This is a genomic window from Flavobacteriales bacterium (genome assembly GCA_020435415.1).
GTDB lineage: Bacteria > Bacteroidota > Bacteroidia > JACJYZ01 > JACJYZ01 > JACJYZ01.
On record JAGQZQ010000025.1, the window covers coordinates 1 to 25,084 of the forward strand.

Consider the following 25,084-nt stretch of genomic DNA (forward strand, 5'->3'; position numbering starts at 1 on the left):
CCTGCCCGTCCGGTCAGGCGGGGAATCCCTCAGCTCCCACAAAAACAACAGAGGGCTGATTCATTATTTGGATCAGCCTTTTTTATTTTATGCCCTACTACTTCTATGTTCTTTACTCCCAAAAACTCGATCGTTACTACATCGGTCACACTTCTGATGTGGAAGGCCGCTTGCGTAGACATAATGGCCGGCATAAGGGTTTTACAACCAAGGCCGATGATTGGAGAGAAGTTTACTGGGAATCATACCCTACCAAAGAAGAAGCTTACCGGCGCGAGCTGGAAGTCAAAAAATGGAAAAGCCGAAGACGCGTTCAGGAGCTTATCTCAGCAGGTTCAGAGCATCCCGCCTAAGCGGGAGGGTCACAGGTTCCCTGCCCGTCCGGTCAGGCGGGGAATCCTGTAGCTCCCACAATAAACAATAGAGGGCTGATTCATTATTTGGATCAGCCTTTTTTATTTTATGGCCTACTACTTTTACATCCTGTACTCCAAAAAGCTGGACTGATGATATGTCGGTCACACATTTTTCCTAGCTCCGGACGCTGTTCCACTCCAAATTTGAAATCCAAAAATCCCCCCAAATATATTTGCTTCACGGAGGATCATCCAGCTACCATTTGCTTGCAGAAGGCGCATTAATTGGGCAAAAGGGATGATTTTCAAACCTCGTACGACTTGAAATAATTCCATCCGATTTTAATAATTCGGCAGTAAACCATTTGCCTTTCCCACCATCAAATCTTGGTAGATTGATAAACAAGATCCCATGAAATTGTTTTCCCGTCCTTATGTATGGGGGCTTTGGGCTTTGCTTTGGTTATTGTCATGGCCCTCGTTCGCACAGACACGTTTGCCCCTTGCATCGCCCAACGATGTGTATGGCTACAATGATTGCGGAGATAACCTCGGTTTCGAAGATGGCGACCTGTCTAACTGGGACGGATGCCATTATGATGGTAACAATGCCCCATGCTGTCCGGTGCAATGCGATATTGTGGGGCTGCAACCCGGCATCAATTCCGTCAACGGAGACCTGGGCGAGTGTAGCACCCGGAATCCGAATTTCAATAACATAAGACACACCCTGACAAACGGTAACGGGATCGACCCGAACAGTGATAATATGATACCTGTTGTAGCGCCCGGGTGTGGTAATTACTCAGTACGCATTGGAAACCAGGAGGCGGGAAAGCAGGCGGAATGCATGTCACAAACGTTTACCGTGGTTCCTGAGAATGCGCTGTTTACCTACATGTATGCCGTGGTATTCCAGGATCCAACCGATCATACGGATGATGAACGCCCGCGCTTTAACATCAACATCTCGGCCAGCGGAGCACCCGTTCCCTGCGGCGGTGAGTATGTGGTGGTAAGTAAGGATGCCATCAACGAGGGATTTACCAAAGCCCTCAATCCTGCCTGCGGAGATACCAACGTGTGGTATAAACCGTGGACGCCGGTGGCTACCGATCTTACGGCATACATCGGACAACAGGTGACCATCGAATTCTGTACGGCAGACTGTGGCCGTGGCGGTCACTGGGGGTATGCCTATGTGGATACCTATTGTTCTCCATTGGAGATCGATGGCGCCCACGTGTGCTCCTGGCAAGACAGCATTACCCTGGTGGCACCGCAGGGATTTACGAATTATGAATGGTATATGGGAACACTTCCGCTGACACCGCCCATTGTAAGTACGGATATTTCCGCGACTGTCCCGGTAGTGGACGGAGATGTATATACCGTACGGATGGAGAACGTTGCGTCCCCCGGTTGCTATACCTACATCACCGACACCATCGTCGTATTCGGAGGCGAGGCTTTCGGTGACACGATGGTATGCAAGGAGTTTGCAGGCCCTATCCAGCTCACCACCATATCCAACGACGGTGATGCGACCTACAACTGGACTCCCGCCACCGGCCTGAGTTGTACCACCTGCCCCAACCCGCAAGTCAATCCACCCTATAGCGACATCGTCTACACGGTCACTATGACCAATGCGGTAGGATGTATCGCCACCGATAGTGTGGTCATCACCACCAAAGGATGTGATCCCACGGTGACTGCAACAGCGGATTCCCTTTGCAACGGTGGATGTGGTGAAGTGACAGCCGTCGGTTCGAAAGGACTTCCTCCCTACACCTATACCTGGTCACCGGATGTGGGAGGTATAGGTGAGGGACCACATACGGTGTGTCCGACCACCACGACCGTATACCATGTGACCATAACAGATGCCGATGGTTATACCGACAGCACCACGGCCACCTTTGTGGTTTACCCATTACCCACTGTATCCATGCCGCCGGATGAAACGATCTGTGCCAATGAAATACCTACCATGGATCTGACCGCAACCGTCAACAGTGGTACCGCGCCGTTCTCCTATCTGTGGGATGATCCCAGTTCCGGCACCACGGCTACCATCACCATTAGCAATGTTCCCGATTCCTCCGTTACATATCATGTGACGGTGACGGATGTCAACGGATGTTCTACGTCCGGTGAAGTCACCATCACTTCGATATGTTTACCTGAGATCACCATGGAACCGGATGAATATTGTGTGCCCGATTGTGCCATGCTTGACCCCAAAGCTTCAAAAGGAACGCCGCCTTACACGTACACCTGGGATGATCCCACACTGAATGGCCCCGGGCCTCATCAGGTGTGTCCTTCAGTCACGACAACCTACTGTGTGACGGTAACGGATGTGTACAACAAAAGCGCGAGTACCTGTGCCACCATTACCGTGCATGAATTACCGGTGCTTACCACTTCCACAACGGATGCTACATGTGGAGAATGCAATGGGAGTGTTGTGGTGAATGCATCCGGAAACGCGCCGTTTAACTATCTATGGAGTTCCGGATGTATTAATAGCTCATGTCAGGATTTATGCGCAGGGCCATATACTGTAACGGTTTCGGATGTCAATGACTGTGTGTCGGTCGTGTCGGATACCGTGATCGGACACACCAGACCCACGGTGGATATCATCTCCAGCACCGATCCGTTGTGCTTCGGAGATTGTACGGGTACGGCAACGGCAGTGGGTGACGAAGGCATTTCACCTTATACATTCACCTGGAATGATCCCGGCCAGCAATCCGGAACCACCGCCACCGGTTTGTGTGCTGGTACGCATGAGGTATGTCTGCAGGATGATCAGGGCTGTCTGGTCTGTGATTCGGTGGTGATCAACCAACCACCTGCACTGGTGGTGTCCATGACAGCTAAAGATGAGATCTGCCATGACTCGACAGGAGCGGTTTATCAGACAAGCACGGGGGGCGTACCGCCTTATACCTTCGTGTGGAGTGATCAGAATTCATCCACCACTGCGACCATCACAATGTTGACAGAGGGTACGTATGAAGTTACTATCACCGACAGCAATGGTTGTACCGCTACCGGTAGTGATCAGGTGATCAATAATCAGATTCTGCCATCGGCGGAGTTCGTTCCGGATCCGGTGGAAGTGTTGCTATTGAATCCGGTGATCAACTTCTTTGATAAATCAAGCGACGCGATCAGTTGGTATTGGGATTTCGGTGATGGCGCGGAGTCGGATCTGCAGAACCCCATCCATCTTTTCACAGATACGGGATGTTATCAGGTACTCTTAAGGGTGGAGAACAAGTACGGTTGTACCGACAGTATTCCGCGGACGGTTTGCGTGAAGGATCTGACCAGCATTTACGTCCCCAATGCTTTTACTCCTAATGGAGATGGAACGAATGAGTACTTTACCGTCGGCGAGTATAACTACTGCGAATTCGAGATGTTCATTTATGATCGCTGGGGCAACATGATCTTCAAAACCACCAGCATGAAGGGCTGGGATGGTACGGCCAACAACGGCTCCGAGATCGCGCAACAGGATGTCTACGTGTGGTTGATCAAGGCGGTTGATTGCTATGGTGAGGAATGGCAAAGGGTAGGGCGGGTGACGCTGGTGCGATAGAAACGCCGTCCGGCTCTATCGTACCACAAGTCTTTCGCACGTGATTCGTATTCCGTCATACATTTTCACAAAGTACATGCCTGTTCCTATTTCAGATGAAAGGGAGAGGTTCATGAACACACTTCCCTGGCCGTTTGTGCAAAATTCCCTTTGCAGGACTTTCCTTCCCGTCAGGTCGGAGATAATGAGAAGCCCGCAGTGATCGGGTACCAATCCGGTGGCATTCAGGGCAAGGGCATGTCCGGGGTTGGGATTAGGGTACAGGTAGAGCTCCGTATCAGGATTCTTCCCACTGAAGTGTATGGCTACGGAATCGCAGACGGTGGTTGTTCCGTTAAATCCGTCTGCCACAGACGGTAGTAAACCCAGTCAACATCCTGTCCGGGGGACGGGGTCGTATCCAAAAAGGAATAGGGGATGGGCCATGTGCTGTTACCACTTCCCGGGATGGTGCCAATGAGGTGGAATTCCGGCTTGATCGTGGTCGCACTTCCTGTTGCCGATTCGAGGGTAAAATAGTGATTGTTGATTTCTGATGCGGTGGTCCAGTTGACAAGGACATCCTTTCCTGCCTGAACAGCTTCCATGGAAAGAAGTTCTATCGGTAGTGGACCGCCGATCCCGCCACCGACCGCCACCGGTCCGAGGGCAGAGACCGCTCCGTAGCTTTGGGTGTAAGGCCCTGATCCCGATGAGGAGGACGGACTTCCCTGCTGATTCCAGCTTCCCCCATTATAGATACTTATAAAACTTTGAGAACGGTCGAAGTCTGATGACTCCTGGGCAGCATCCCACTGGGCGATGATGCTTACCGATGGTGCCGGTGAAGTGGTTGCCAGTTGCCAGGTGACGTTGGCCAGCTTGGTGACCAATTGGGTGCCACCGCATGTTCCATCGTCAAACACATTGGTGCATGCACGCACGTCGAAACGCCCGCTTGTGCCGCTGTTGTTCAGCGTTAGCGGATTATATGTGCCCGTCGAATTACTTACCGGGAATGTGAAAGCACCTGTTAAAGCAGGCTTTTGTACGTTTCCGGTGCCATTGGTTACGATATGCCTGGAAGTACCTGCTCCCGATATCGTATTCATGGTAACGTCATACGTATCGAGGATGAGATGGCCGGAAGAAAATCCGAGGTTGTCATTGATGGTCACGTCATCCAGCAGGTTCAGGTTGCCACTTGATTTATTGATGGTGAGATCTTCGTAGGCTGAGCCTGCACTGCGGATATACCGTGTTCCGGTTCCGTTGAACGTTACGGTGTTGTTTGATGCAGAATAACTGCCGCCCGTATTATTCCAGTTCCCCCCAATGTCGATATCAAAGGAAGCTGCATTCAGCGTGCCTGAGGAGATGGTGAGGTCATTCAGAATTTCAATGCCCAGGACCAGGTTCAGGTTGCCGGATGTGGCAACTTCAAGATCATAGAACTGAAGCATGAACAAGTTCCATGGAAGTGCAAAGGAAGTCCCGGTGAACTTGACCTTTCCTGTGCCACAGGAGAAAGAACCGAATAAACCGCCGGTCCATTTGGCACAGTTGAGGGTGCCGCCGTTGGACATATCCAGGGAGGCCCAACTGAAAAGATTCTGAAAGAAGGAAAGGGTACCGCTCATGGTTAGCTGACTGCCTGCATTGAATACCAGAGTTCCTGAGTTTCCGAAGCCTCCGGCTGAAAGTTGAAGGTTATCGCATTGTGCAGTAGTGATGTCCACAGTGACCGTGCGTCCCGACTTGATGGTAACATCGTCAGCTGCACCAGGTATGCCTCCCCCGCAGTTTTGCCAGGTGCTGGTGTTGCTCCAATTCCCGGAGGTCTTACAATCACAGGTATAGGCCTGTGCATCCCCGGCGAATATTAGTGCTGCCACAGCGCAGATAAGAACGATATGCGTGCTTCTCCTCATACAACTTCAGCGCATCGCTGTAGCGTATTCTTACGCAAGAACCCGGAAACCGTTACAGGAGTAGGGGTTTATACCTATGTTGTTCTTGATGATATATAGGAAAATCTTCGGTTTAGGGTACCAGAAAACCCTGTTTGTGTCCCGATCAGGTTATCGTATCTCAATCACCTGGATGGTTGGCTGGTAGCCGAGCGTGGTGTTTGTATTTTGGGAAGACCCTTCCGTGTGCAGGACTTGAAAATCGATGTAGTCACCTGCCGTCAGGTCAATCATTAAATTGCTGTTGCTGGACAGGTACCAGTTGCTACTGCCGGATATCTCCACCTGGCGGGTCATGGTTACACCGTTCACCTGGATATAACCTGCTACCTGCTCGTTGTCATCCATCACGCCGTTGCTGGTCCATGCGGCGGTAATGAAGTATTTTCCGGTCCTGCGGATCTCCACCCGGTAGTCGGAGGTAACATCACCGATACCACCGATGTCAAAATCTTCAGTATTGAAATCGATATCCGTGTAAGTATTATTGGAAATGGATTGTGCGGTGGAGCATCTGAGCCGGCATGTGTGCGGGTGAATCTGGTCTTCAATGATACTTCAGTTCGATCCGTCGCAGTAAATGCGGACAGCATCATACTGCACGTACAATATCAACGTGCTTGAGCCTTCTATGTTTGCTCCATTGCCGTCAATGGTAATGTAGAAAGGGATCGCATTTGTTTTCTTGATATAGTAAATCCTTCCGGTGCTGGTGGCTGCAGTAGGTAGGGTTACGGTGAGCGGCCCGGCTACCGGTTCACATAACACCACGTTGTGGGTTTCATCCAGTGTTGTGCTGCCGGCCAGGGTGGTTACGGCCAGGCCCAGACTGCCTTGTACGTCCAGCGTACTGACCGGCGAGCTGGTTCCGATGCCGACCAGTCCGGCATCATCGATGATCATGCGTTCGGTTCCCTTGGTATCAAACCGGATCTTGTCTTCGTCGGTGGTTTCTTCCACCTGTACTTTTGTATCTGCGTCAGCGTCCCGTAGTCCGTTGGCATTGTCAGTGAGTTCCACCCATCGGGAACCGTTGTAATAATAGAATGCGCTTTTGTCTGTATCAAAAACCAGAAGTCCGGTTGCGGGAGATCCGATGCTGGTGCGGTTGGCGGTTGTCATTCGTGGAGGTAAAAGCCCTTTGCTGGTACTTTCAAGTTCCACAAGGGATGAGGCATCGATGGTTCCCGGGTTATCGCCCAACTTCACCTGTGCTCTTGTCTGCAGCTGTGCCAGCAGGAGCAGGAAGGTCATGGCTGTTATGCGGAGGTGTCGTTTCATGATGTATTTTGTCGAGGAGGTTTTATGGCCTTATCTGATCACGAATTTCTTTTGAAAAAGCTGTTGTTCACTTTGTCCTACAAGGGTATACAGTCCGGGTGATAGTTCCTTTTCAGGTTGGATCATATACCGGAACTGTCCATTTTCAAAAGCAATATTGTTGGTATAAACGATGCGTCCACCGGCGTCAAATATGGTCACCTGCATGTCACCGCGTTGCTCGGAAGCGATCTGCAGGGAGATGTTATCTGAGGTCGCCGGATTGGGGACCACATTGGCAAGTTCCTGCAGACCGATATTGACCGGGTGAATGTCGGAATATGTGGAGGTCCCGTCGTAGTCGGTTTGCCTGATGCGGTAGTATGATTCACCTTTATATGGCTCCGTATCGGCGGAAGCATAGCGGGAAACCGCCGTTGAATTTCCCTTGCCTTTGACCGTACCTATCTCTTCGAAGAGGATACCGTCCCGTGAACGCTCGATGGTGAAGTGGTCGTTGTTGATCTCGGTACCGGTGGTCCAGTTCAGTTGCACATCCTGATCCTGATAGTAGGCGATAAAATCGAGCCATCGTATGGGTAGTGGGTTATCCGCTGTAATGGTACCCAGGGCAAATGCTGATCCGAAGGAGGTGATGGCTGCATTGGAAGTCACGGTACCGTCGTCTTTATCGCCGGTGGTGCCGCCATTGCCTTCATCCACCCATTTGGAACCGTCCCACCGTGCCACCACCAGGTCGGCAAGATCAAGCACGCCGGAGGAGGTAATGAAGGACAGGGTAACGTCAACGTCCGAGCTGCCGTTGTCACGGCTCAGGAGCCAATATTCCGTTCTACTTACATTATATAGTGTTCCTTCCCGCGAACCTGCGTCATAGGAGGGATCGGGATCGCTGAAGATATATTGCGTGGTGAAGATATCGGTGGCTACAGATGGTGCCGCGATGGTCAGGGGCATATACCGGCCGCCATCCCCAACAGGGAAGGTAAAGGCGTCATTACCGGTTTTTCTCACCACACCATCCACATGTTTGTCGTCGGCCGTACCGCTTGACGGTGGCGTCATCAAGGAAGTTCACGAATTCCGTGGCAGCGTTGGACCTGTTGGTGGTGATGATTCCGTCTGTGAACGTTAGTGAACCGGTGATCTGGTATTCAATATCAAGTTGAATACCATTGCTGTTATCGATAATGAAGTTGTTGGCATCAGGGGTACTGCTGCCGTCAATGGTCTGGAGAGCGGAACCCACATAATAGATGGTGCCGCTGTTGCTTGTAAATGTCCCGTTGTTGGTAAGGTCGCCGTAAACCGCCATGTTGGCGCCACTGTGTATGCGCAGGTTGCCGGAGTTTCTGATCTCGTCCTGGGCGTTGGCGACAAGGGTAACGGACAGGAATGATACCAGGACATAGGTCCAATGTCTTATGTAATGCAGTGTCATTATGTAAACTTTACGAGGTCCGGGTGAGATATCCGGGAATTTGCACGTGTCATTTCAAGAAATCACAATCCTCCGTAGGCGTAGGTATTCTACGCTAGGTAATAATATTGGGTTACAGGGATGCTAAAAATAGCGGTGTAACTCTTTGTGAAGATACAGTTTGGTTAGGGAACGGACTATTTGGGTTTTTGAATGCTAACGGAGACGGAGTCACATGAAAGGTGCATGTTTCTCTCACTTTACAAAACCCCTATCCTCTTCTACCTTACATATCCTGATCTTGTATGCGGCATACCATTCTTCCCGTGCTCTGACTTTAGCCCGGCCGTGGTCCGCGTTGTGTCGCCATTGGTCGATGGCTTCCAGGTCACGCCAGTAGCTTACGGCGATGCCCAGTTCATTGCGGGCGGATTCCATGCCATAAAAGCCGTCGATGTCTTTGGCGATGTTCATAAGGTGGTCGTCGGTTTCGATATAGTCGTCACTGACTTCGGTGCGCACAGAACTGAAAATAACGGCATAGTAGGGTGGGGAAGGGGTTTGAACGATCATGGTGCTAGGATAAGGTAAAAGGACCGCGTGGCTTGGGTAAAAATAATGAATTCCGTTTGGATGGCCGGCACGGTATGGGTGCGGAAAGAAATTTTTCGGGGCGCACCAAATCCCCTCCCCGGATCAAGTTAGGTCTTTTCTGTAATGCAAAGGAGACAATCTGTTGTTGAATCTTACCGGTGTAAGCTAAATCCGGGCTTTATCCGGGGATACCCTGATTCGTGGATAAAGACGTGATCAGAATTACACGGGTAATAAATCACATCTATTCTTCCCACGATACTCCAGGAACCTTTGTAACTTGATTGCGGGGAGGGGACCAGTTGTCCCCGAACACCTTGACCCGAAAACGACACCTACAGCGAAAATGCCCCCCCTCTTACCTTGGGAGCCATCATGGCCGTTGGTTGCATAATGAATGTTTCCCGGAGAATCGGGTGGTGGCTTGGAGGAATGGCGTGTCCGGTGAGGTGGCAGCATCTATTACCGTAAGAGGAAGCTATGTTAGCCCACTCATTCTTCCGGCAACACTTCCGCAATCACAAAAATGCTGCCCCCGATCAATACCAGGTCATCGCTGGATGCAGTGTTCAGCGCGGCCTCATACGCTGCGATGCATGATGGGTAAATGTCTCCGGATAACCCGGTGTCGTGTGCTTTTTCTTGCAGCAGCCGTGCTTCCATGGCCCTTGGTAAATCTGCCTTGCAGAAATAATAGCATGCAGTTTTAGGCAACAACCTGAGAACAGGTTCCGGCGCCTTGTCGCCCACAACACCCAATACAATATGTAACCGGGTATAGTTCATTTCTTCCAATTGGGAAAGACTTGCCTTCACCCCATCCGCATTGTGCATGGCATCTGCAATCACGATTGGGTTTCCGGAGCCGATGCGTTGCCACCGCCCCATCAAATGGGTGTTTCTGCCCACATTGCGTATGCCCTCCGCTATGGTTAGATGGGTCAGCGGCCATCCTTTCTTCCTTAGCAGTTCCATAGCACATACCACCGTGGTTACATTCTTTAACTGGTAATTTCCCTGCAAGGCCGGCTCTACTTCCCATGCCGTTTCACCGTACCGTTGGAGGAGCATGCGCCATCTTCCGGATTCATCAGCAGGTATCTTTTGCGATCTCCATTCCTGATCCGCCCAGCAGATCGCAGCCTGCATGTCATCCGCCTTTTTTTGAAAAACCGCCGTGGTTTCAGTCTGCGTTTCACCGATCACCACAGGCACTTCCTTTTTTATGATACCCGCCTTTTCTCCTGCAATGGCTTCCAGCGTATCTCCCAAAAATGCCGTATGATCCATGCCGATGTTGGTGATCACGGAGAGTTCAGGTAACAGGATGTTGGTGGAGTCAAACCGTCCGCCCATCCCGGTTTCTACCACGGCCACATCTACTTTCTCTCTCGCAAAATGATCAAAGGCCATCGCCACGGTGAGTTCGAAAAACGATGGTTGAATTTCTTCAATGACCGGCAATATTCCGGCTACAAAATCTACCACTTCCTGCGTCGGGATTTTCATGCCGTTCACCAGGATGCGCTCTCTGAAATCCTTTAAATGCGGGGAGGTATGAAGTCCCACTTTCAACCCCGATTCCTGTAAGATGGAAGCCATCATATGGGCGACGGATCCTTTGCCGTTCGTACCTGCGATGTGAATGCTTTTGAATTTTTTTTCCGGATGATGGAGATGCGCGCACAACACACTGATGTTGCCCAGGTCTGCCCGGTAGGCAGCCGGACCTATGCGTTGAAAGGCAGGAAGACGTTCATACAGAAATGCCAGGGTTTGTGCGTAGTCCATGCACAAAGGAAGGCAGAATTTTGAAATTCTACCTAAGCGTTATCTCGGGTTGAATTCGAATGAAAAGTAACCCACCTGCTCGATGGGCGCACTCGGATCTGCGTTCCAGTTTGATTTCAGACAAGCCTCAAGCGCACTCCGCACAAGGCATGCATCCGTGGTGGTGGAGCTTTTTAATACCTGGGTGGCACGTACGACCTTGCCAGCGCGATTTACAAAAATCTTCATGACAATCGTTTCCTCACCGGCCCCGATAGGACAGTCCTGGCTGGGCGTGGCTTTATGTCCTAATGTGCGTGGGTGTCCTTCGATCGAATATCCCTGGCCTCCTGGACCGGGACTATGGTTTCCCTCCGTGCCGTTCGGGTTGCCTTTGTTACCATCTCCATGGGTATCGCCTTCGCTATTATTTCCTGTTCCGGTCTGCCTGTTCTTTATGATATTCAATCGATCCTTCAGGTCGTTGCTTGGCTGGGGATCCGGTTTTTTTTCCGGTTTCTTCTCAGGCTTCTCCACCGGCTTTTCTTTCGGCTTGGGATCAGGTTTCACAGCAGGTGCATCTTCCGCATCCTGTGTCTGAACGTCTTCCATCACTGCCGGTGCACTTTCCTGGGTGGGTTCCGGAGGCTGTGGTGTATTATTGACAGAACTGCTGATCGGCTGATCTTCGATTTTTCCTGAGCCGTCGTCTGCAAAGCCGAAATCAGCTCCCATGGTAAACTCGATCGGTGGCGGGTCCATATACTTCAAGCCGAAAAGCAGGAAAAGCAACAGAAGAATCCCATGAACCACGATCGTGGATACCAGTGCATTCTTCTCCGATTTTTCTGCAAATACGCTCATGATCTATTTGGGTGCTGTCGCCAACACGATCTTGTATTTGTTCTTATAAGCGATACCGAGAACCTTTACGGCATTGTCCAATGGGATGGTTTTATCTGCATGAAGCATGATGGTGGCTTCCGGGCGGCTGGCCATGACTTGTTGCAAAGCGGACTCTAGCCCCTCTTCAGAAGTCGGTTTTTTATTTACAAAATACTGCAGGTCTTCCGTAATGGAGACCGCCACATTATCAACTTGCGGTGTTCGGGTTTCCGAATTGGGCAGACTCACATTCACCGCATTGGTGGTAACCAGAGTGGAGGTGAGCATGAAAAAGATCAAAAGCAAGAAAACAACGTCTGTCATCGACGACATGCTGAATCCTACTTCCACCTTATTTCTTGAACGGATTGCCATGGTGCTTATTTTTTAGCGGGTTCATGGAGTACGTCCAGGAATTCGATGGAACGAGCCTCCATTTTGTTCACCACTTTTTCCACCCTTGATACGAGGATGTTGTATCCGACATAGGCAATGATCCCGATGGTCAGACCGGCAGCCGTGGTGACCATGGCTTCATAGATACCACCGGCCAGGGCATTCACTTCAATATTTGCGCCACCGGTGGCCATGTTGTGGAAGGCGCGGATCATCCCGATGACCGTACCCAAAAAACCGAGCATAGGCGCGGCACCTGCAATGGTCGCCAGTGTTGCCAATGTTTTTTCAAGTTTGAAAACTTCCAGTCTGGCCACGTTCTCAATCGCTGTGCTGATATCAGTAAGGGGACGCCCCAACCGCGATAATCCTTTCTCGATCATACGTGCAATGGGATTGTCGGTGCGTTTGCACAGGTCCTTTGCAGAGTCCAGTTTTCCATCATGGATGAAATCCCGGATGTTGTTCATGAAGTGGTTGTCCTCTTCAGAGGCTTTGCGGATGGCAAGCATGCGCTCAATGAAAATATAGACCGCCATCAGGGAAAGGATGGCCAATGGTATCATGACCAGGCCGCCTTTCACCAACAAGGAGAAAACACTTAGGGTTTCTTCGTGCTGCATTTCACCCATCTGGGCGGCGTTGGCCAGCGAATCGCCGGAAATAGAAATCTGCATCAACCAGGTGGACATGTAGAGGCGTGTTTAAACGGATTCGTAATGGTATAACTTCGGAATATGCTAAGTTACGTTCCACGATGCCCTTCGTGAGGTAACCACTGCACTACTTTTAAACAGGGAATTGTTGATTTTAGTGTGTTTACAAGCTGAGGATCTTTAATCGGATAGTTCAGATAAAAGATAGCCCTCCTTGTATTTACCCGTGCATGCTCTGCATGAGGATATATACGGCAGCACCGGCCAGATACCCGATAAGGGCCAGCCAGGTGATCTTTTTGAGGTACCAGATAAAGTCGATCTTCATGATACCCATGATCGCAACACCGGCCGCAGAGCCAATGATCAGACAGCTACCGCCCGTACCGGCACAGTAGGCCAGAAACTCCCAGAAGGCATGGTCCATCGGATAGGACTGCCCCTGAATAAACGGACCGACGTCATACATGCCCATGGCGCCTGCAACAAGCGGTACGTTATCTACGATAGAGGAAAGAAGGCCAATGATAATGTTGATCGCATACATGTTGCCCACCTTGTCTTCCAGAAATCCGGCGAGCTGAACCAAATGGCCTGCAGATTGCAAAGCGGCCACTGCGGTAAGAATACCCAGGAAGAAGAAGATCGTAGGTACGTCTACCTTCTTAAGAACGCCAATGACTGTATGCTTTGATTTTATTTCAGCCAGCTTGCCTTTGTGGATCAATTCTGTCACCACCCACATGACACCCAGGCTAAACAGCATACCCATGAACGGAGGAAGGTGCGTGAATGTCTTAAAGATGGGAACGAAAAGCAGTCCGCCTACCCCCAGGAAAAATACGAGCTTCCGCTCAGCAGGGGTCGTAGGATCTTCCTGATGTTCCCTTTCGGTGACACTTGCGGGTCGCTCTACATCTCCCTTCATGCGGAAAGACAATACAATTAAAGGCAGAAGCATACACACCAGGGAGGGTGCAATAAGCATCAGGATGATGTTCATGGCTGATACCTGTCCACCGATCCATAGCATGATGGTCGTAACATCTCCAATGGGCGACCAGGCCCCTCCGGCATTCGCTGCCAGAACGACCATGCCTGCAAACATCCAAAGGTCGTCCTTCCCTTTCATCAATTTCTTTAGCAATGCCGCCATCACAATCGCTGTGGTAAGGTTATCAAGCGCAGCGGAAAAGAAAAAGGTCAGGATGCTGAGGATCCAGATAAGTTTTACCCTGTTGGTCGTCGTGACCCGATCGGTGATCAGACGGAAGCCTTCATGTGCGTCAATCACTTCCACGATGGTCATTGCACCAAGAAGAAAGAAGAGGATACTCGCGATCTCACCCACATGCTCCAGCAGCTGGAAGTGCGCCACATACTCCACAATGGTTTCGTGCTGGTTGAGTTCACGCCCTCCTTCCGAGATCATTTCGAAGAAAAATGCCGGTATTGCGCTGAAGTCAACGATGCCTTCGGCTCCGAGAATATACAATGTCCAGCATAGGACACCTGTGATCAGGGCGCTGGCTGCTTTGTCTATTTTAAGGGGATGTTCAAGTGCAATGGCCGCATAGCCGAGCACAAAAACGAGTACCATCAGTACGTACATGAGGGGTGAGTTAGGTGAACCTGTCTCAAAAGTCGGTGACAAATTTATAAAACAATGTGAAGAACACGGGAGAGCCCGTGGATTTTTTAATGCGGGAAAGACTTATTACATGCTTTTGTCGCATTTACCACATGAAACCCGAAAGTCTTTCGTTTGATCTGTTTTCTTTATTTGCAGATGCCTTGCAGGATGATCACGGAAGTTTTTCAGCAAGTACGTTCTTGAAATTTCCCCGATCACATTTGTTTTGAAATCGACAATTTTTTCCAACATTTGTGCAGGCCAATATTGTTGGCAGGCTCCCGGCAGGAGCCTCACCTAATCCAACGAGTATGAGTAAGCAAACCGGGAAAAAGAAAACACCCTCGGAAGACGATCCCAAGGAGGACGATGACGACATGGACCTGAACTTCGATATGGACGATGAGTCCCTCGAAGAGGATGAAGAACTTCCTGAACTGGATGATGACGAGGATGATGACGAGGAGGATCGGATATCATACCTTTCAGATGATGAACTCAGGGAATACGAGGAGGGCTATAGCGAGGAGATGGATTATGATGATTTTTGATCTGCGTTTGCTTTAACCCCAGGCAACCAGTCCGCTGCAATGGTCCCGCATTGCACCTGTTACATCCTGAAGCACATTGGTTTTTTCAAGCATTCTGAGCAATCCCAGAAAGGCAAAGATCATGGCTTCCTTGTACATAACAAGATGGTCTTCCGGGATCATGATACGGTTATGATGTGTCTGACGTAGCCCATCAATCAGATGTGTATTGAATGCACCACCTCCGGTGATCAGTACCTGTCCATCGTTTGGCCGGATTTCCTTGATCAATTCATTTAGAAGATGAAGCAGGTATTCCCTCACGGTGGCACATCCGTCCTCAGGTGAAAGGGCGTATTGATCCAGGCAGGGCCAGATGTCTTTTTCCAACCATTCGCGACCCAGGGAAATTCCCCGGGGCGGTGTCAGGTCAATTAACCGGGAAACAACAGCATGCCGTACGGTTCCTGCCCTGGCAAGAGCTCCTTCTGCATCATATTCCCTGCCTGTTTTTTCTGCATAGCGGTTGAAGAGGATATTGCATGGTCCGATATCAAAGGCTTTTCGCCTGCCCTCCTGTTCAAATGAGATGTTGGCAAACCCACCCAGGTTCAGGCACGCAGCATATGAATCGAACAACAGCGCATCGCCCACGGGAACAAGTGGTGCACCCTGGCCTCCCAGGGCTATGTCTGCGGACCGAAAATCAAACACAACCGGTTGTTGACAACGGACGGCGATCTCACTGCCGTCCCCAAGCTGAAAATTCATGCCGCGTTCCGGCTGATGAAAAATGGTATGGCCGTGTGATGCGATCAGATCTACAGGTGATGATTCTCTTTTGAGAAAATCATCCGCAATCCCGGCAAGATATTTCCCATAAGTGCGGTGTAAATGTATCAGAGATGCTCCGTCAAGTAACGATGCCTCTTGCAATCGTTCCTTCCAGTCGGCATCATAAGGAATACATTTCCCTCCATTCCAATGGTAGGACCAGCGGGTTCCCTCCCGGGAAAAAGTCACGTCTGCAATGTCTACTCCGTCCAGCGATGTTCCGGACATCAGGCCGACACAACGATAAGATTTTTTTTCTTTGAAATGCCCCATGATGACTACAAATAAAGGTGTTTTTTGGTCATGTTGGCCTGATTAGTAAAAATGCAGATAAAAGGTTACTTTTGCTTCCCTTTAATTTACTAATAATCAAGCCAATCATATCATTGCGTTATGGAGTTTAACTTATCGGAAGAACATATGATGATCAGGCAGGCTGCGAGGGATTTCGCAAATGAAGAACTGAAGCCTGGTGTCATAGAGAGAGATGAATTGCAAAAGTTTCCTGAGGAACAGGTCAAGAAAATGGCAGAGCTTGGCTTTCTCGGGATGATGGTTGATCCGCAGTACGGAGGTGGAGGTATGGATACAGTATCTTATGTTCTGGCGATGGAAGAAATTTCCAAAGTCGATGCATCGGCTTCCGTTGTTATGTCCGTGAATAATTCCCTGGTATGCTGGGGACTTGAGAAATACGCCAACGAGGAACAAAAACAAAAGTACCTCGTTCCCCTGGCCAAAGGCGAAAAGCTGGGTGCTTTTTGTCTGTCGGAGCCCGAGGCGGGATCCGATGCTACCCAACAACGCACAACAGCCGAAGATAAAGGAGATTACTACCTTCTGAACGGAACCAAGAACTGGATTACCAATGGAAATACGGCATCCACTTATCTGGTGATCGCACAGACCAGACCCGAGGACGGCCACAAAGGCATCAATGCGCTGATCGTAGAAAAGGGCATGGAAGGTTTTGAGGTGGGTCCTAAGGAGAATAAATTGGGCATTCGTGGCTCGGATACACATTCGTTGATGTTCACCGATGTGAAGGTGCCCAAGGCGAACAGGATAGGAGAAGATGGATTCGGTTTTAAATTTGCCATGAAGACCCTCGAAGGTGGCCGTATAGGAATCGCCTCGCAGGCATTGGGTATCGCTTCCGGAGCATATGAACTGGCATTGGCGTATTCAAAAGAAAGAAAATCATTTGGTCAGGAAATCAGCAAACATCAGGCGATTCAATTCAAATTGGCCGACATGGCCACGGAAATAGAAGCTGCACGGATGCTTTGCCTGAAATCAGCCTGGCAAAAGGATAACGACCTGGATTATTCGTTGACCGGCTCCATGGCAAAACTATATGCCTCCCGGGTGGCTATGGCTGTCACCACTGAAGCGGTGCAGGTGCACGGTGGATACGGATTCGTTAAAGAATATCATGTTGAAAGATTGATGAGGGACGCCAAGATCACCCAGATCTACGAAGGCACCTCCGAAATACAGAAGATCGTGATCTCACGGTCTATTTTGAAAGGATAATCCTACGCGATGGATCAAAACAAGTCTAAAGGCAGAGGCATACTCAAGGTCCTGTGGGGCGCATTGTTTATTTCATTCATGCACGTGTCCATGGGGCAAACCCCTGAGACCACCACACCTTCGCAAAAGGCCATGGCCATCAGTAAGCTCAAGGAAGCCGGCGTAACTGACGAGCAAATTGCTGCCATCATGGGTGGCAAGTCGCCGGTCAAAGACTCGGTTCCAACGGCTGCCGCTGCGGACAGGCTTCGGGTTCAGGAGAAGGATACTTCGTTGGCAGCATTGCCCAGCGGGCCTAAAGGTGAGTTGTTGGATTCTACCATGGTGCCGATTGATACCAACGGGGTTTATGGCCATGCACTTTTCCGGAATACTTCACTTAAACACTATGACCGGACAAAGGATTTAAATCCTCCGGATAATTATGTGATCGGACCAGGGGATCAGATCGGTGTTTCTGTGTGGGGGTTCAGTGAATTCAATGGATTGTTCCGCGTTCAACAAGATGGTTATATAGAGCACCGCCTTGTTGGAAGAATGTACGTCAAAGGCCAGACATTCGGGGAGGCCAGAAAGTCCATCGCACAGAAGTTTGGTAAGCAACTTGACCTGAGAAATTCAGAGATCTCCATTAACCTGTCATCTTCCCGGATGATCAATGTGAATATCGTAGGAGAAGTGAAGCATCCGGGAACGTATACCATACCTGCTATCAATACCGCCTTCATGGCATTGGTGGCAGCCGGTGGTCCGGGTGAGTCAGGAAGTGTACGTAATATTCTTATCAAGAGAGGTGGAAAGACGGTTGATACGTTGGATGTGTATAAGTTTCTGATGAACCCCGGATCGGAAGACGCCATATATCTTCAGGAAAACGATTACATTTTTGTACAGGTGGCGGGCAAAGTGCTGAGCATTCAGGGAGAAGTCAGAAGGCCAATGAGGTATGAACTCAAGCAGGGTGAATATCTCATGGATCTCATCAGCTATGCAGGTGGATTCCATGCCGCTGCTTATAAGTCCGTGTTACAACTGACCCGATTTCAACACAACCATGAAGTGTTGATCAGTGTGAACCTGGACAGCCTTAATCAGATACAACAACCGTTTGGTGTGGAAGATGGGGATCGTGTGGAAGTTCGTGCCATCAGGGAAGGTTATGTGAATCATGTGAAGGCCATCGGTGCATTTAAAATTCCCGGAGACTACGAGGTGCGTCCGGGTGATAGGGTCTCAGATATGCTTCGGAAGTGTGATGGCCTCAGCATTGATGCGTTTGCAGAAAGGGCCTTTGTTATCCGACGAGAAGAGGATATGAGCAGGACCTATTTCCTGGTGAACCTGCGCGATGTTCTTGAAAATGAAGGCAGCAAGGATAATATCGAGTTAAAAGGCAAGGACGAAGTGATCGTACTATCCAGAATCGATTTTCAGGATGATTTCGAGGTGGAAGTCTTCGGTGCGGTCAGAAAACCCGGAAAGTTCATCTACGGATCGGGCCTTTCATTGAATGACGCTATCTTTTTAGCCGGGGGCCTGAAAAAAGAGGCAGCTTACAATCGGGTGGAAATCTTCAGGGTGGTGGATTATCAATCGGATAAAAATGCCCTGATTCCTATTAAGGCTATCGTTAATACCATAGAAGTGAATGGAAATCTTAGTCTGGATAAAGCCAATGAGATACAATTGCAACCATTTGATGAAGTCTTTGTAAGGACCAATCCGGATTTTGAGCCGGCAATGAATGTATACCTTGGGGGTGAAGTGAAATATCCGGGTACTTATGCACTGCTCAAGAAGAATGAAACGGTAGCGGAGCTGGTTAAAAGAGCGGGAGGTCTGAATGACTATGCTTTTGTTCAGGGCGTGACAATGAACAGGGCGCTGGACAGCATAGGCACAGTATACCTCGACCTTGAAACAGCTATTAGAAGACCGAAATCAAAGTATAACCTGGTTTTGTCTCAAGGCGATTCCATCAACATTCCCAAAACGTTGGACCTGATCCATATCTCGGGTTCCCTCGGATATGAAACGGATCAGGCCATCAGCGCGCCTTTCTTTGGTAAGCGTGCCAGCTTTTATGTAAGGCATTTTGCCGGAGGCTTCAATCGGATGAGCAACCGCAGGGAGACATACGTGATATACCCCAGTGGTATCATGCGAAAAACGTTTAATATGGGTTTATTCAAAATATTTCCACGCGTTAGAAAGGGATGTAGAATTGTGGTTCACAGGAAACCGGACAAGAACGATGCGGAAAGAAAGCCAACCGATTGGAACCGGGCTATAGAGAACTTCACCATTAAGGCTACGGGTGTACTGACTTTATGGATTCTGGCGGATAAGATAACCAACTAAGAATGGTGCAGGCAACGGATAAGAGTGATGATGTAACGCTGAGAAATCTGCTTACAAAATGCATTGACTTCACGGCCGAGATCAGGCGTCGCTGGCTGACCCTGAGTGTCATCACCATCGTTTGCATTCTTTTGGGATTGGCGATGTCAATCCTAAAGAAACCGACCTACGAAGCCAAGTTGTCGTTTGTGGTAGAAGAAGCTCAGAGCGGTGGAATGTTGGCCAAATATTCGTCACTAATGAGCCAGTTCGGTTTCAATATGGCCATGGGCGGGGAGGTAACCCTGAGTGAAGATAACCTCATGGAACTACTAAAATCCAGGGTCATTGTGAAGCAAGCCCTGATGCAACCCATTCACCCCGGTGATTCTGTGTTGAGCCTGGCGGATGATTTTATCCGTATCAAAGGATGGAAGGAAAAGTGGAAGGGTAAATCAAATGCGGATCCCGGACTGCAAGAGCTCCAATTTCCTCCGATGAAGACAGGGGCAGGACTTTCCAGATTGCAGGATAGCATCATGACCCAAATTCATGAAACGTTGGCTTCGGACTTGCTTACGATACAAAAGGCCACGAGCCAGTCTAATATCATAGAGATTTATTGTCGTATCGAAGATCCCGTCTTCCCTAAGCGAATTTGCGAAGAGATTATTTCCAGTATTTCTGATTTCTATACAAACAACAAAACCCAAAAAGCCCGCGAAACCCTTCGTTATGTGAAGTATCGCTCCGACTCTGTCGAACGCGCACTGGCGTCTGCGGAACTTCAGCTTGCAAAGTGGGAAGATTCCAACCGTCTGGTACAAAAAGCGGAAGGTTTTCTTAAAGAGGTCGAACTCAGACGTGAGGTAAGCATTCTGAATATCATGTATGCGGAGATCATAAAAAATCTCGAAATGAGTAAAATGGTCTTACTGGATCAGACACCGGTTATTCAAACCATTGATGTACCCGTTTTACCACTTGAAAAGAAGGAATGGTCATCCCTTGTGGCCATGATTGTGGGTATGATTCTGGGATTGATGATTGGTGGAAGCTATATTATCATTCGCAAGATTGTGAGGGACGTTCTCCGTTAATCAAAGACTATCCTTCAAAGTCTCCAGCTTCAACTTTCTTGAACCCTTTAAGAGAACGGTATAACCCGATGGTTTTTCACGGGACAACCAATCTTTTGCTTGTTCCGTTGAGGTAAAGCGGTGGTACCCTGAGTCAGACTTCGGTAAGCCGGAGAATTCTTCCCCAACCAGTATCACCTTCAGATCATCGTATTGGGTAATCTGATCCAAAACCTTAGCATGCTCTGTAGCAGACTGATCTCCAAGCTCCAGCATATCACCCAGGATGATCATTTTCTTCGGGAATGGACTGGAAAGGAACGATTCCAGTGCGGCCTGTACACTTGTAGGGTTGGCATTGTACGCATCCAGTATCAATGTGTTCCTACCTGTGTCAACCACCTGTGACCGGTTATTTGACGGTTGATATGTTGCGATGGCCCGGACAATATGCGGTATGTCTATCCCAAAATGCCTGCCTACCGAAATAGCGGCCAGGGCATTGGACATATTGTAGCTACCGATAAGTTTGCTCTGAACCGGATGGTTTTGCCCATCCTCCACATAATTAAAATGCATATAGGGCGAAGTACTTTCATTATCCGGCGAAGCTTGTTTATCGCTATATGAAACCCTATCCTTTACTTTACATATGCCTTGTAATACTTCATCTTCAAGATGGATGAAGCACGTACCATCCGTACGTTCGAGATAGTCATACAACTCTTTTTTTGTACGAAGAACACCTTCCGCGGATCCGAATCCTTCCAGATGGGCTTTACCGATATTGGTGATCAGGCCGTGGGTGGGTGCGGCAATATTACAAAGGAAGGCGATCTCTCCGGGATGGTTTGCACCCATTTCCACAATGGCCATATCCGTTTCACCGGTGATGCGAAGCAAGGTAAGCGGAAGCCCGATGTGATTGTTGAAGTTTCCTTCGGTGGCGATAGTCTCAAACTGTTGGCTCAACACGGCATTACACAACTCCTTTGTAGTGGTTTTGCCATTGGTTCCTGTAATGGCTATCACAGGAATGTCAAATTGCATACGGTGATGATGCGCCAGTTTTTGTAGCGTTTGCAGTACGTCCTCAACCAGAATAAAGCGGTCATTTGTTGCAACTTCCGGATCATCAATTACGGCAAAAGAGCATCCCTTGTCAAGGGCTTCCGAAGCATGGGTATTGCCATTGAACTGAGCACCCCGCAGCGCAAAGAATATCGCTTCTTTCTGTATATTCCTGGAATCTGTACATATGGTAGGGTGATCTGAGAAGATCTCGTGAAGTTGACTGATGGACGGGTGAACGGTCATGGTTTGTTTTCTGTTCCGAAATATATAGAATGTTGTTCAAGGTGTGTGCTTGTGAAATAAAAAAAGCCCGGAATGACCGGGCTTCTTTTATCATTGTAAACTAAAATTATCTTCCGTATGGTGATCCACCGAAACCGGTTGGACTACCTACACGATGCATGGCACAACGGAAACCAAGTGTCGCAGCGGACTGGTTTTCATCCAGGTATCTCCGTGTTCCCGGAACAAGCCAGTATTGACGGTCTCTCCATGATCCGCCTTTGAAAACCCTGGCCTGATCGTTCAGCATGGAAGCCACACCATAGTTGTAGGTAACTTCACTTTCCTGGTCACCATCAAGGTTGTTCCGGTTGTCAGCCACACGATAGTTACGGCGATTGCTGAGGTTATCGTCTTTGTCGTTAACATCACGCCATTGAACACGGCCGAGGCTGTCTTTCTCTGCGATATAACCTTCATCGTCACGAAGCTGAGTTTTGAAAATATTTCCACGGAAGGCCCTGAACTCGTCCTGATCTTCCAAAGACAACGGGCGATAAACATCCATGGTCCATTCACTGACGTTTCCAGGCATGTTGTACAGTCCGTAGTCATTAGGCCAGTATGAATGTACAGGTGAGGTCACATCGGCGTTGTCATTAAGATATCCGGCAACACCCATCATGTCACCACGGCCTCTCACAAAGTTGGCCAGGAAAAGCCCTTTATATCGTTCATCCGGGTTTCTTGCCATGTGACCGTTCCATGGATATAATCTACGTTCGGTAACCCTTTCAAATACGGTATTTCCGATCAATCCCAAAGCGGCATATTCCCACTCTGCTTCCGTAGGCAGACGATAGCGAGGCAAAAGAATACCATCTTCCATTCTCACCTTACGGCTATCCCTTGTTGGGTCGTAGTCATACAGGAGGTCTTTTACCAGACCTTCGTACTGACCTGCAAGGTATGCGTCAGTATTAAAGTTGTCTTCGTTGATCTGATCCGGATTCACCCGCAAAACACCTTCACGAATAAGGATCATTTCATTGACACGGTCGGTTCTCCAGGCACAAAAGTCAGTTGCCTGTACCCAGCTTACACCCACAACGGGATAGAAGTGGTATGCAGGATGGCGGAGGTATAATTCTACGTAAGGTTCATTGTATGCCAGTCTCTCCCGCCATACCAGGGTATCCGGAAGACGTGTTTCATAAACCTCGGGGTAGTCCATACCGAATACACGGGAAGACCACCATAAATATTCGAGCCAGTGAATGTTTGCGACTTCAGTTTCATCCATATAGAATGAAGACACAGTGGTTCTGCGTGGGATATTATCCCAGTCATATACGAAGTCCTGTTCCACACGTCCGAACACGAAGGTACCGCCTTCGATCAATACAAGACCGGGGCCGGTTTCCTGTTCTTCATAGTAAACGACCTCAAAACCACCGTTTTTCGGATCGTTGTAGTTCCATCCGGTGGAGGACGACCTGTCCTTTCCGCATGAAGCCAGTACCAGCACCCCCAAAGTGCAGGCAATCCCCGATATCACGTTTCTCCTGTTCATGGCTTTCAAGATTTATTAATGTGTTGTAACCTTCCTTAACTAAAAAGTGAGATAATCGTTACAAATTTAAAAACTAAAATGAAGGACAGCTTATTGTCCTGAATTTACGTTTCTTAGGTCTGCACTCGAATTGTAACTGGAAGCTGAACTCGTGTGCACCTGCTGTGGCATTACTCAGCTTTGAGATGGTTACATCGTAGCTATAGCCAAACTTCACAATACCTTCCTGGAAGCCGAGTACGATGATCAGTGCATCCCTTTCAACAATTCTTGACCAAAGACCTGCTACCAGCGGCCCTTTACTAAGATATAATCCAAGGTTCAACTGTTTGAAGTCTCCTTGTTGCTGCCACAGAATGTTGGGAGAGATCGAAGACTCTTCTCCTCTGTCCATGGGTAGCAAGGCTCCGGCATGACCGGTATATTTCATAGGTAATTTACTGGTGCCTGCTGCAATGAAAGCCTCATCAGGTTCTGTGAGGTGATGCGCTGCAAAGCCAAAGAAATATCGTTTGGAATATCCTAATATACCAGCTGAGAAATCCACATAACCACGGCTATCCGGAGGTCTTACTTCATTGGTAGGATATACAAATCCATATTTAGGATCGATCTGATCGCCGAAATTAAGCTTGTCCCAGTCAATCTTACGTTGGATATACATGGCCTGAAATCCTACCTTGACCGAGAACTGGCGGCTGATATTCAATTGGTAGGAATACATTCCTGCAAAATGTGTCAGGTTGTAGGTAGCCTGACCGGCTTTATCGTTCAATACTGATAAACCAAGGCCGCCTTGTAAGGCATCAATATGCTGGTCATACGATGCTGCATAAGTAACAAATGTACCAGAGATCGCCGGCCATTGGTTCCGGTAGTTCATAATAATACGCGGACAACGACCTGTTCCCGCAAAAGCAGGGTTCAGATACAAGGGATTGGCATAAAACTGCGTGAACTCAGGATCCTGAGCATACGCCTTCTGTGTCGGGATACAGAAGAATGCGGCAATCAATATAAGTGAGAATATAGCTTTTTTCATAACACCTGTTCTCAAGAATGGTTCTAACGGACTACGGATCGACAAGGTTTCAAACACACCACACCATCCATCTCAATATACAAATATATAGTAAGTTTTCCTAATTCTCAAGGACTTACACATTTCACCAAAATTTGTCCTAATTTAGGGCCAATGGAGAAACAAATTCCATAAATCTGAGTGTTTTTACCTTCGTTCCTTTGCCTCTTCAATAGAGTATAACTGACCACGTCCGTAAAAGTTACAATAAATCGTCTCAGGTGTCGTTTGTCAGGCACTACGCAACTGTTCTAAT

22 protein-coding genes and 1 tRNA gene are annotated in these 25,084 nt (G+C 48.9%); 7 read left to right on the plus strand and 16 right to left on the minus strand.

The features are described 5' to 3' along the window. Positions 1-89 precede the first annotated feature (89 nt). From KDD36_06055 to KDD36_06065, 3 genes are all read left to right on the plus strand, one after another. Complete coding sequence (locus tag KDD36_06055; GenBank protein ID MCB0396195.1) at positions 90-353, plus strand: GIY-YIG nuclease family protein; 264 nt, start codon at positions 90-92, stop codon at positions 351-353. Continuing rightward, positions 317-411 (plus strand) — tRNA-OTHER (locus tag KDD36_06060). Before KDD36_06055 ends, KDD36_06060 begins: the two co-directional genes overlap by 37 nt. Positions 412-768: 357 nt before the next feature. Then, the gene (locus tag KDD36_06065; protein ID MCB0396196.1) at positions 769-3,975 is read left to right on the plus strand and encodes a gliding motility-associated C-terminal domain-containing protein; all 3,207 of its coding nucleotides are present in this window, start codon (positions 769-771) and stop codon (positions 3,973-3,975) included. A gap of 15 nt (positions 3,976-3,990) precedes the next feature. Here the strand turns inward: KDD36_06065 and KDD36_06070 are convergent, their stop codons facing one another. The 12 genes from KDD36_06070 to nhaD form a co-directional block, all read right to left on the minus strand. Further along, positions 3,991-4,326: a T9SS type A sorting domain-containing protein gene (locus tag KDD36_06070; GenBank protein MCB0396197.1), complete on the minus strand. Its 336-nt coding sequence runs from the start codon at positions 4,324-4,326 to the stop codon at positions 3,991-3,993. Next, positions 4,281-5,849 (minus strand): G8 domain-containing protein, encoded by a 1,569-nt coding sequence (locus KDD36_06075; GenBank protein ID MCB0396198.1) that lies wholly within the window; start codon positions 5,847-5,849, stop codon positions 4,281-4,283. Before KDD36_06075 ends, KDD36_06070 begins: the two co-directional genes overlap by 46 nt. 186 nt (positions 5,850-6,035) lie before the next feature. Further along, positions 6,036-6,332 (minus strand): hypothetical protein, encoded by a 297-nt coding sequence (locus KDD36_06080; protein ID MCB0396199.1) that lies wholly within the window; start codon positions 6,330-6,332, stop codon positions 6,036-6,038. A gap of 150 nt (positions 6,333-6,482) precedes the next feature. Then, the gene (locus tag KDD36_06085) at positions 6,483-7,205 is read right to left on the minus strand and encodes a hypothetical protein (protein MCB0396200.1); all 723 of its coding nucleotides are present in this window, start codon (positions 7,203-7,205) and stop codon (positions 6,483-6,485) included. 30 nt (positions 7,206-7,235) lie between these two features. Next, positions 7,236-8,270 carry a T9SS type A sorting domain-containing protein gene (locus tag KDD36_06090; protein MCB0396201.1) on the minus strand — a complete coding sequence of 345 codons (1,035 nt, stop codon included), beginning with the start codon at positions 8,268-8,270 and terminating at the stop codon, positions 7,236-7,238. Next, positions 8,203-8,646: a hypothetical protein gene (locus KDD36_06095; protein MCB0396202.1), complete on the minus strand. Its 444-nt coding sequence runs from the start codon at positions 8,644-8,646 to the stop codon at positions 8,203-8,205. The genes KDD36_06090 and KDD36_06095 overlap by 68 nt, the downstream gene beginning before the upstream one ends. Positions 8,647-8,880: 234 nt before the next feature. Continuing rightward, positions 8,881-9,198, minus strand: a complete 318-nt coding sequence (locus KDD36_06100; GenBank protein MCB0396203.1) for an antibiotic biosynthesis monooxygenase — start codon at positions 9,196-9,198, stop codon at positions 8,881-8,883. 513 nt (positions 9,199-9,711) lie between these two features. Next, positions 9,712-11,010, minus strand: coding sequence for a bifunctional folylpolyglutamate synthase/dihydrofolate synthase (locus tag KDD36_06105; protein ID MCB0396204.1), 1,299 nt, complete (start codon positions 11,008-11,010; stop codon positions 9,712-9,714). Positions 11,011-11,049: 39 nt separating this feature from the next. Then, positions 11,050-11,853, minus strand: a complete 804-nt coding sequence (locus KDD36_06110) for a hypothetical protein (GenBank protein ID MCB0396205.1) — start codon at positions 11,851-11,853, stop codon at positions 11,050-11,052. Between the two features lie 3 nt (positions 11,854-11,856). Continuing rightward, a complete protein-coding gene (locus KDD36_06115; GenBank protein MCB0396206.1) occupies positions 11,857-12,249 on the minus strand; it encodes a biopolymer transporter ExbD in 393 nt (130 codons plus the stop codon). A gap of 5 nt (positions 12,250-12,254) precedes the next feature. Beyond that, positions 12,255-12,947: a MotA/TolQ/ExbB proton channel family protein gene (locus KDD36_06120; protein MCB0396207.1), complete on the minus strand. Its 693-nt coding sequence runs from the start codon at positions 12,945-12,947 to the stop codon at positions 12,255-12,257. 199 nt (positions 12,948-13,146) lie between these two features. Further along, entirely contained in the window at positions 13,147-14,538 is a 1,392-nt protein-coding gene (gene nhaD / locus KDD36_06125; protein ID MCB0396208.1) for a sodium:proton antiporter NhaD, read from the minus strand. A gap of 332 nt (positions 14,539-14,870) precedes the next feature. Here nhaD and KDD36_06130 point away from each other — a divergent pair, with 332 nt between their 5' ends. Further along, complete coding sequence (locus KDD36_06130; GenBank protein MCB0396209.1) at positions 14,871-15,110, plus strand: hypothetical protein; 240 nt, start codon at positions 14,871-14,873, stop codon at positions 15,108-15,110. A gap of 12 nt (positions 15,111-15,122) precedes the next feature. Here the strand turns inward: KDD36_06130 and KDD36_06135 are convergent, their stop codons facing one another. Continuing rightward, on the minus strand, positions 15,123-16,151 hold the full coding sequence (locus tag KDD36_06135; protein MCB0396210.1) for an anhydro-N-acetylmuramic acid kinase: 1,029 nt from the start codon (positions 16,149-16,151) through the stop codon (positions 15,123-15,125). A gap of 165 nt (positions 16,152-16,316) precedes the next feature. On the opposite strand from KDD36_06135, the gene KDD36_06140 reads away from it, so the two are divergent. Genes KDD36_06140 through KDD36_06150 form a run of 3 tightly spaced genes read left to right on the plus strand, consistent with a single transcriptional unit; the run spans position 16,317 to position 20,899 of the window. Further along, positions 16,317-17,459 carry an acyl-CoA dehydrogenase gene (locus tag KDD36_06140; protein ID MCB0396211.1) on the plus strand — a complete coding sequence of 381 codons (1,143 nt, stop codon included), beginning with the start codon at positions 16,317-16,319 and terminating at the stop codon, positions 17,457-17,459. Between the two features lie 9 nt (positions 17,460-17,468). Beyond that, positions 17,469-19,820, plus strand: a complete 2,352-nt coding sequence (locus tag KDD36_06145) for an SLBB domain-containing protein (protein ID MCB0396212.1) — start codon at positions 17,469-17,471, stop codon at positions 19,818-19,820. A 2-nt stretch (positions 19,821-19,822) separates the two neighbouring features. Then, a complete protein-coding gene (locus KDD36_06150; protein MCB0396213.1) occupies positions 19,823-20,899 on the plus strand; it encodes a hypothetical protein in 1,077 nt (358 codons plus the stop codon). Here the strand turns inward: KDD36_06150 and KDD36_06155 are convergent, their stop codons facing one another. From KDD36_06155 to KDD36_06165, 3 genes are all read right to left on the minus strand, one after another. Then, entirely contained in the window at positions 20,900-22,195 is a 1,296-nt protein-coding gene (locus KDD36_06155; protein ID MCB0396214.1) for a UDP-N-acetylmuramoyl-tripeptide--D-alanyl-D-alanine ligase, read from the minus strand. A gap of 106 nt (positions 22,196-22,301) precedes the next feature. After that, positions 22,302-23,747, minus strand: coding sequence for an SUMF1/EgtB/PvdO family nonheme iron enzyme (locus KDD36_06160; GenBank protein ID MCB0396215.1), 1,446 nt, complete (start codon positions 23,745-23,747; stop codon positions 22,302-22,304). A gap of 73 nt (positions 23,748-23,820) precedes the next feature. Continuing rightward, on the minus strand, positions 23,821-24,789 hold the full coding sequence (locus tag KDD36_06165) for a type IX secretion system membrane protein PorP/SprF (GenBank protein MCB0396216.1): 969 nt from the start codon (positions 24,787-24,789) through the stop codon (positions 23,821-23,823). Positions 24,790-25,084: the final 295 nt, after the last annotated feature.

Bases quoted from the DNA above. Each gene is read 5' to 3' on its own strand.
- KDD36_06055 (MCB0396195.1), top strand. From the start codon at position 90: ATGCCCTACTACTTCTATGTTCTTTACTCCCAAAAACTCGATCGTTAC.
- KDD36_06065 (MCB0396196.1), top strand. From the start codon at position 769: ATGAAATTGTTTTCCCGTCCTTATGTATGGGGGCTTTGGGCTTTGCTT.
- KDD36_06085 (MCB0396200.1), bottom strand. From the start codon at position 7,205: ATGAAACGACACCTCCGCATAACAGCCATGACCTTCCTGCTCCTGCTG.
- KDD36_06090 (MCB0396201.1), bottom strand. From the start codon at position 8,270: ATGACGCCACCGTCAAGCGGTACGGCCGACGACAAACATGTGGATGGT.
- KDD36_06095 (MCB0396202.1), bottom strand. From the start codon at position 8,646: ATGACACTGCATTACATAAGACATTGGACCTATGTCCTGGTATCATTC.
- KDD36_06100 (MCB0396203.1), bottom strand. From the start codon at position 9,198: ATGATCGTTCAAACCCCTTCCCCACCCTACTATGCCGTTATTTTCAGT.
- KDD36_06105 (MCB0396204.1), bottom strand. From the start codon at position 11,010: ATGGACTACGCACAAACCCTGGCATTTCTGTATGAACGTCTTCCTGCC.
- KDD36_06110 (MCB0396205.1), bottom strand. From the start codon at position 11,853: ATGAGCGTATTTGCAGAAAAATCGGAGAAGAATGCACTGGTATCCACG.
- KDD36_06115 (MCB0396206.1), bottom strand. From the start codon at position 12,249: ATGGCAATCCGTTCAAGAAATAAGGTGGAAGTAGGATTCAGCATGTCG.
- KDD36_06120 (MCB0396207.1), bottom strand. From the start codon at position 12,947: ATGCAGATTTCTATTTCCGGCGATTCGCTGGCCAACGCCGCCCAGATG.
- nhaD (MCB0396208.1), bottom strand. From the start codon at position 14,538: ATGTACGTACTGATGGTACTCGTTTTTGTGCTCGGCTATGCGGCCATT.
- KDD36_06130 (MCB0396209.1), top strand. From the start codon at position 14,871: ATGAGTAAGCAAACCGGGAAAAAGAAAACACCCTCGGAAGACGATCCC.
- KDD36_06135 (MCB0396210.1), bottom strand. From the start codon at position 16,151: ATGTCCGGAACATCGCTGGACGGAGTAGACATTGCAGACGTGACTTTT.
- KDD36_06140 (MCB0396211.1), top strand. From the start codon at position 16,317: ATGGAGTTTAACTTATCGGAAGAACATATGATGATCAGGCAGGCTGCG.
- KDD36_06145 (MCB0396212.1), top strand. From the start codon at position 17,469: ATGGATCAAAACAAGTCTAAAGGCAGAGGCATACTCAAGGTCCTGTGG.
- KDD36_06150 (MCB0396213.1), top strand. From the start codon at position 19,823: ATGGTGCAGGCAACGGATAAGAGTGATGATGTAACGCTGAGAAATCTG.
- KDD36_06155 (MCB0396214.1), bottom strand. From the start codon at position 22,195: ATGACCGTTCACCCGTCCATCAGTCAACTTCACGAGATCTTCTCAGAT.
- KDD36_06160 (MCB0396215.1), bottom strand. From the start codon at position 23,747: ATGAACAGGAGAAACGTGATATCGGGGATTGCCTGCACTTTGGGGGTG.
- KDD36_06165 (MCB0396216.1), bottom strand. From the start codon at position 24,789: ATGAAAAAAGCTATATTCTCACTTATATTGATTGCCGCATTCTTCTGT.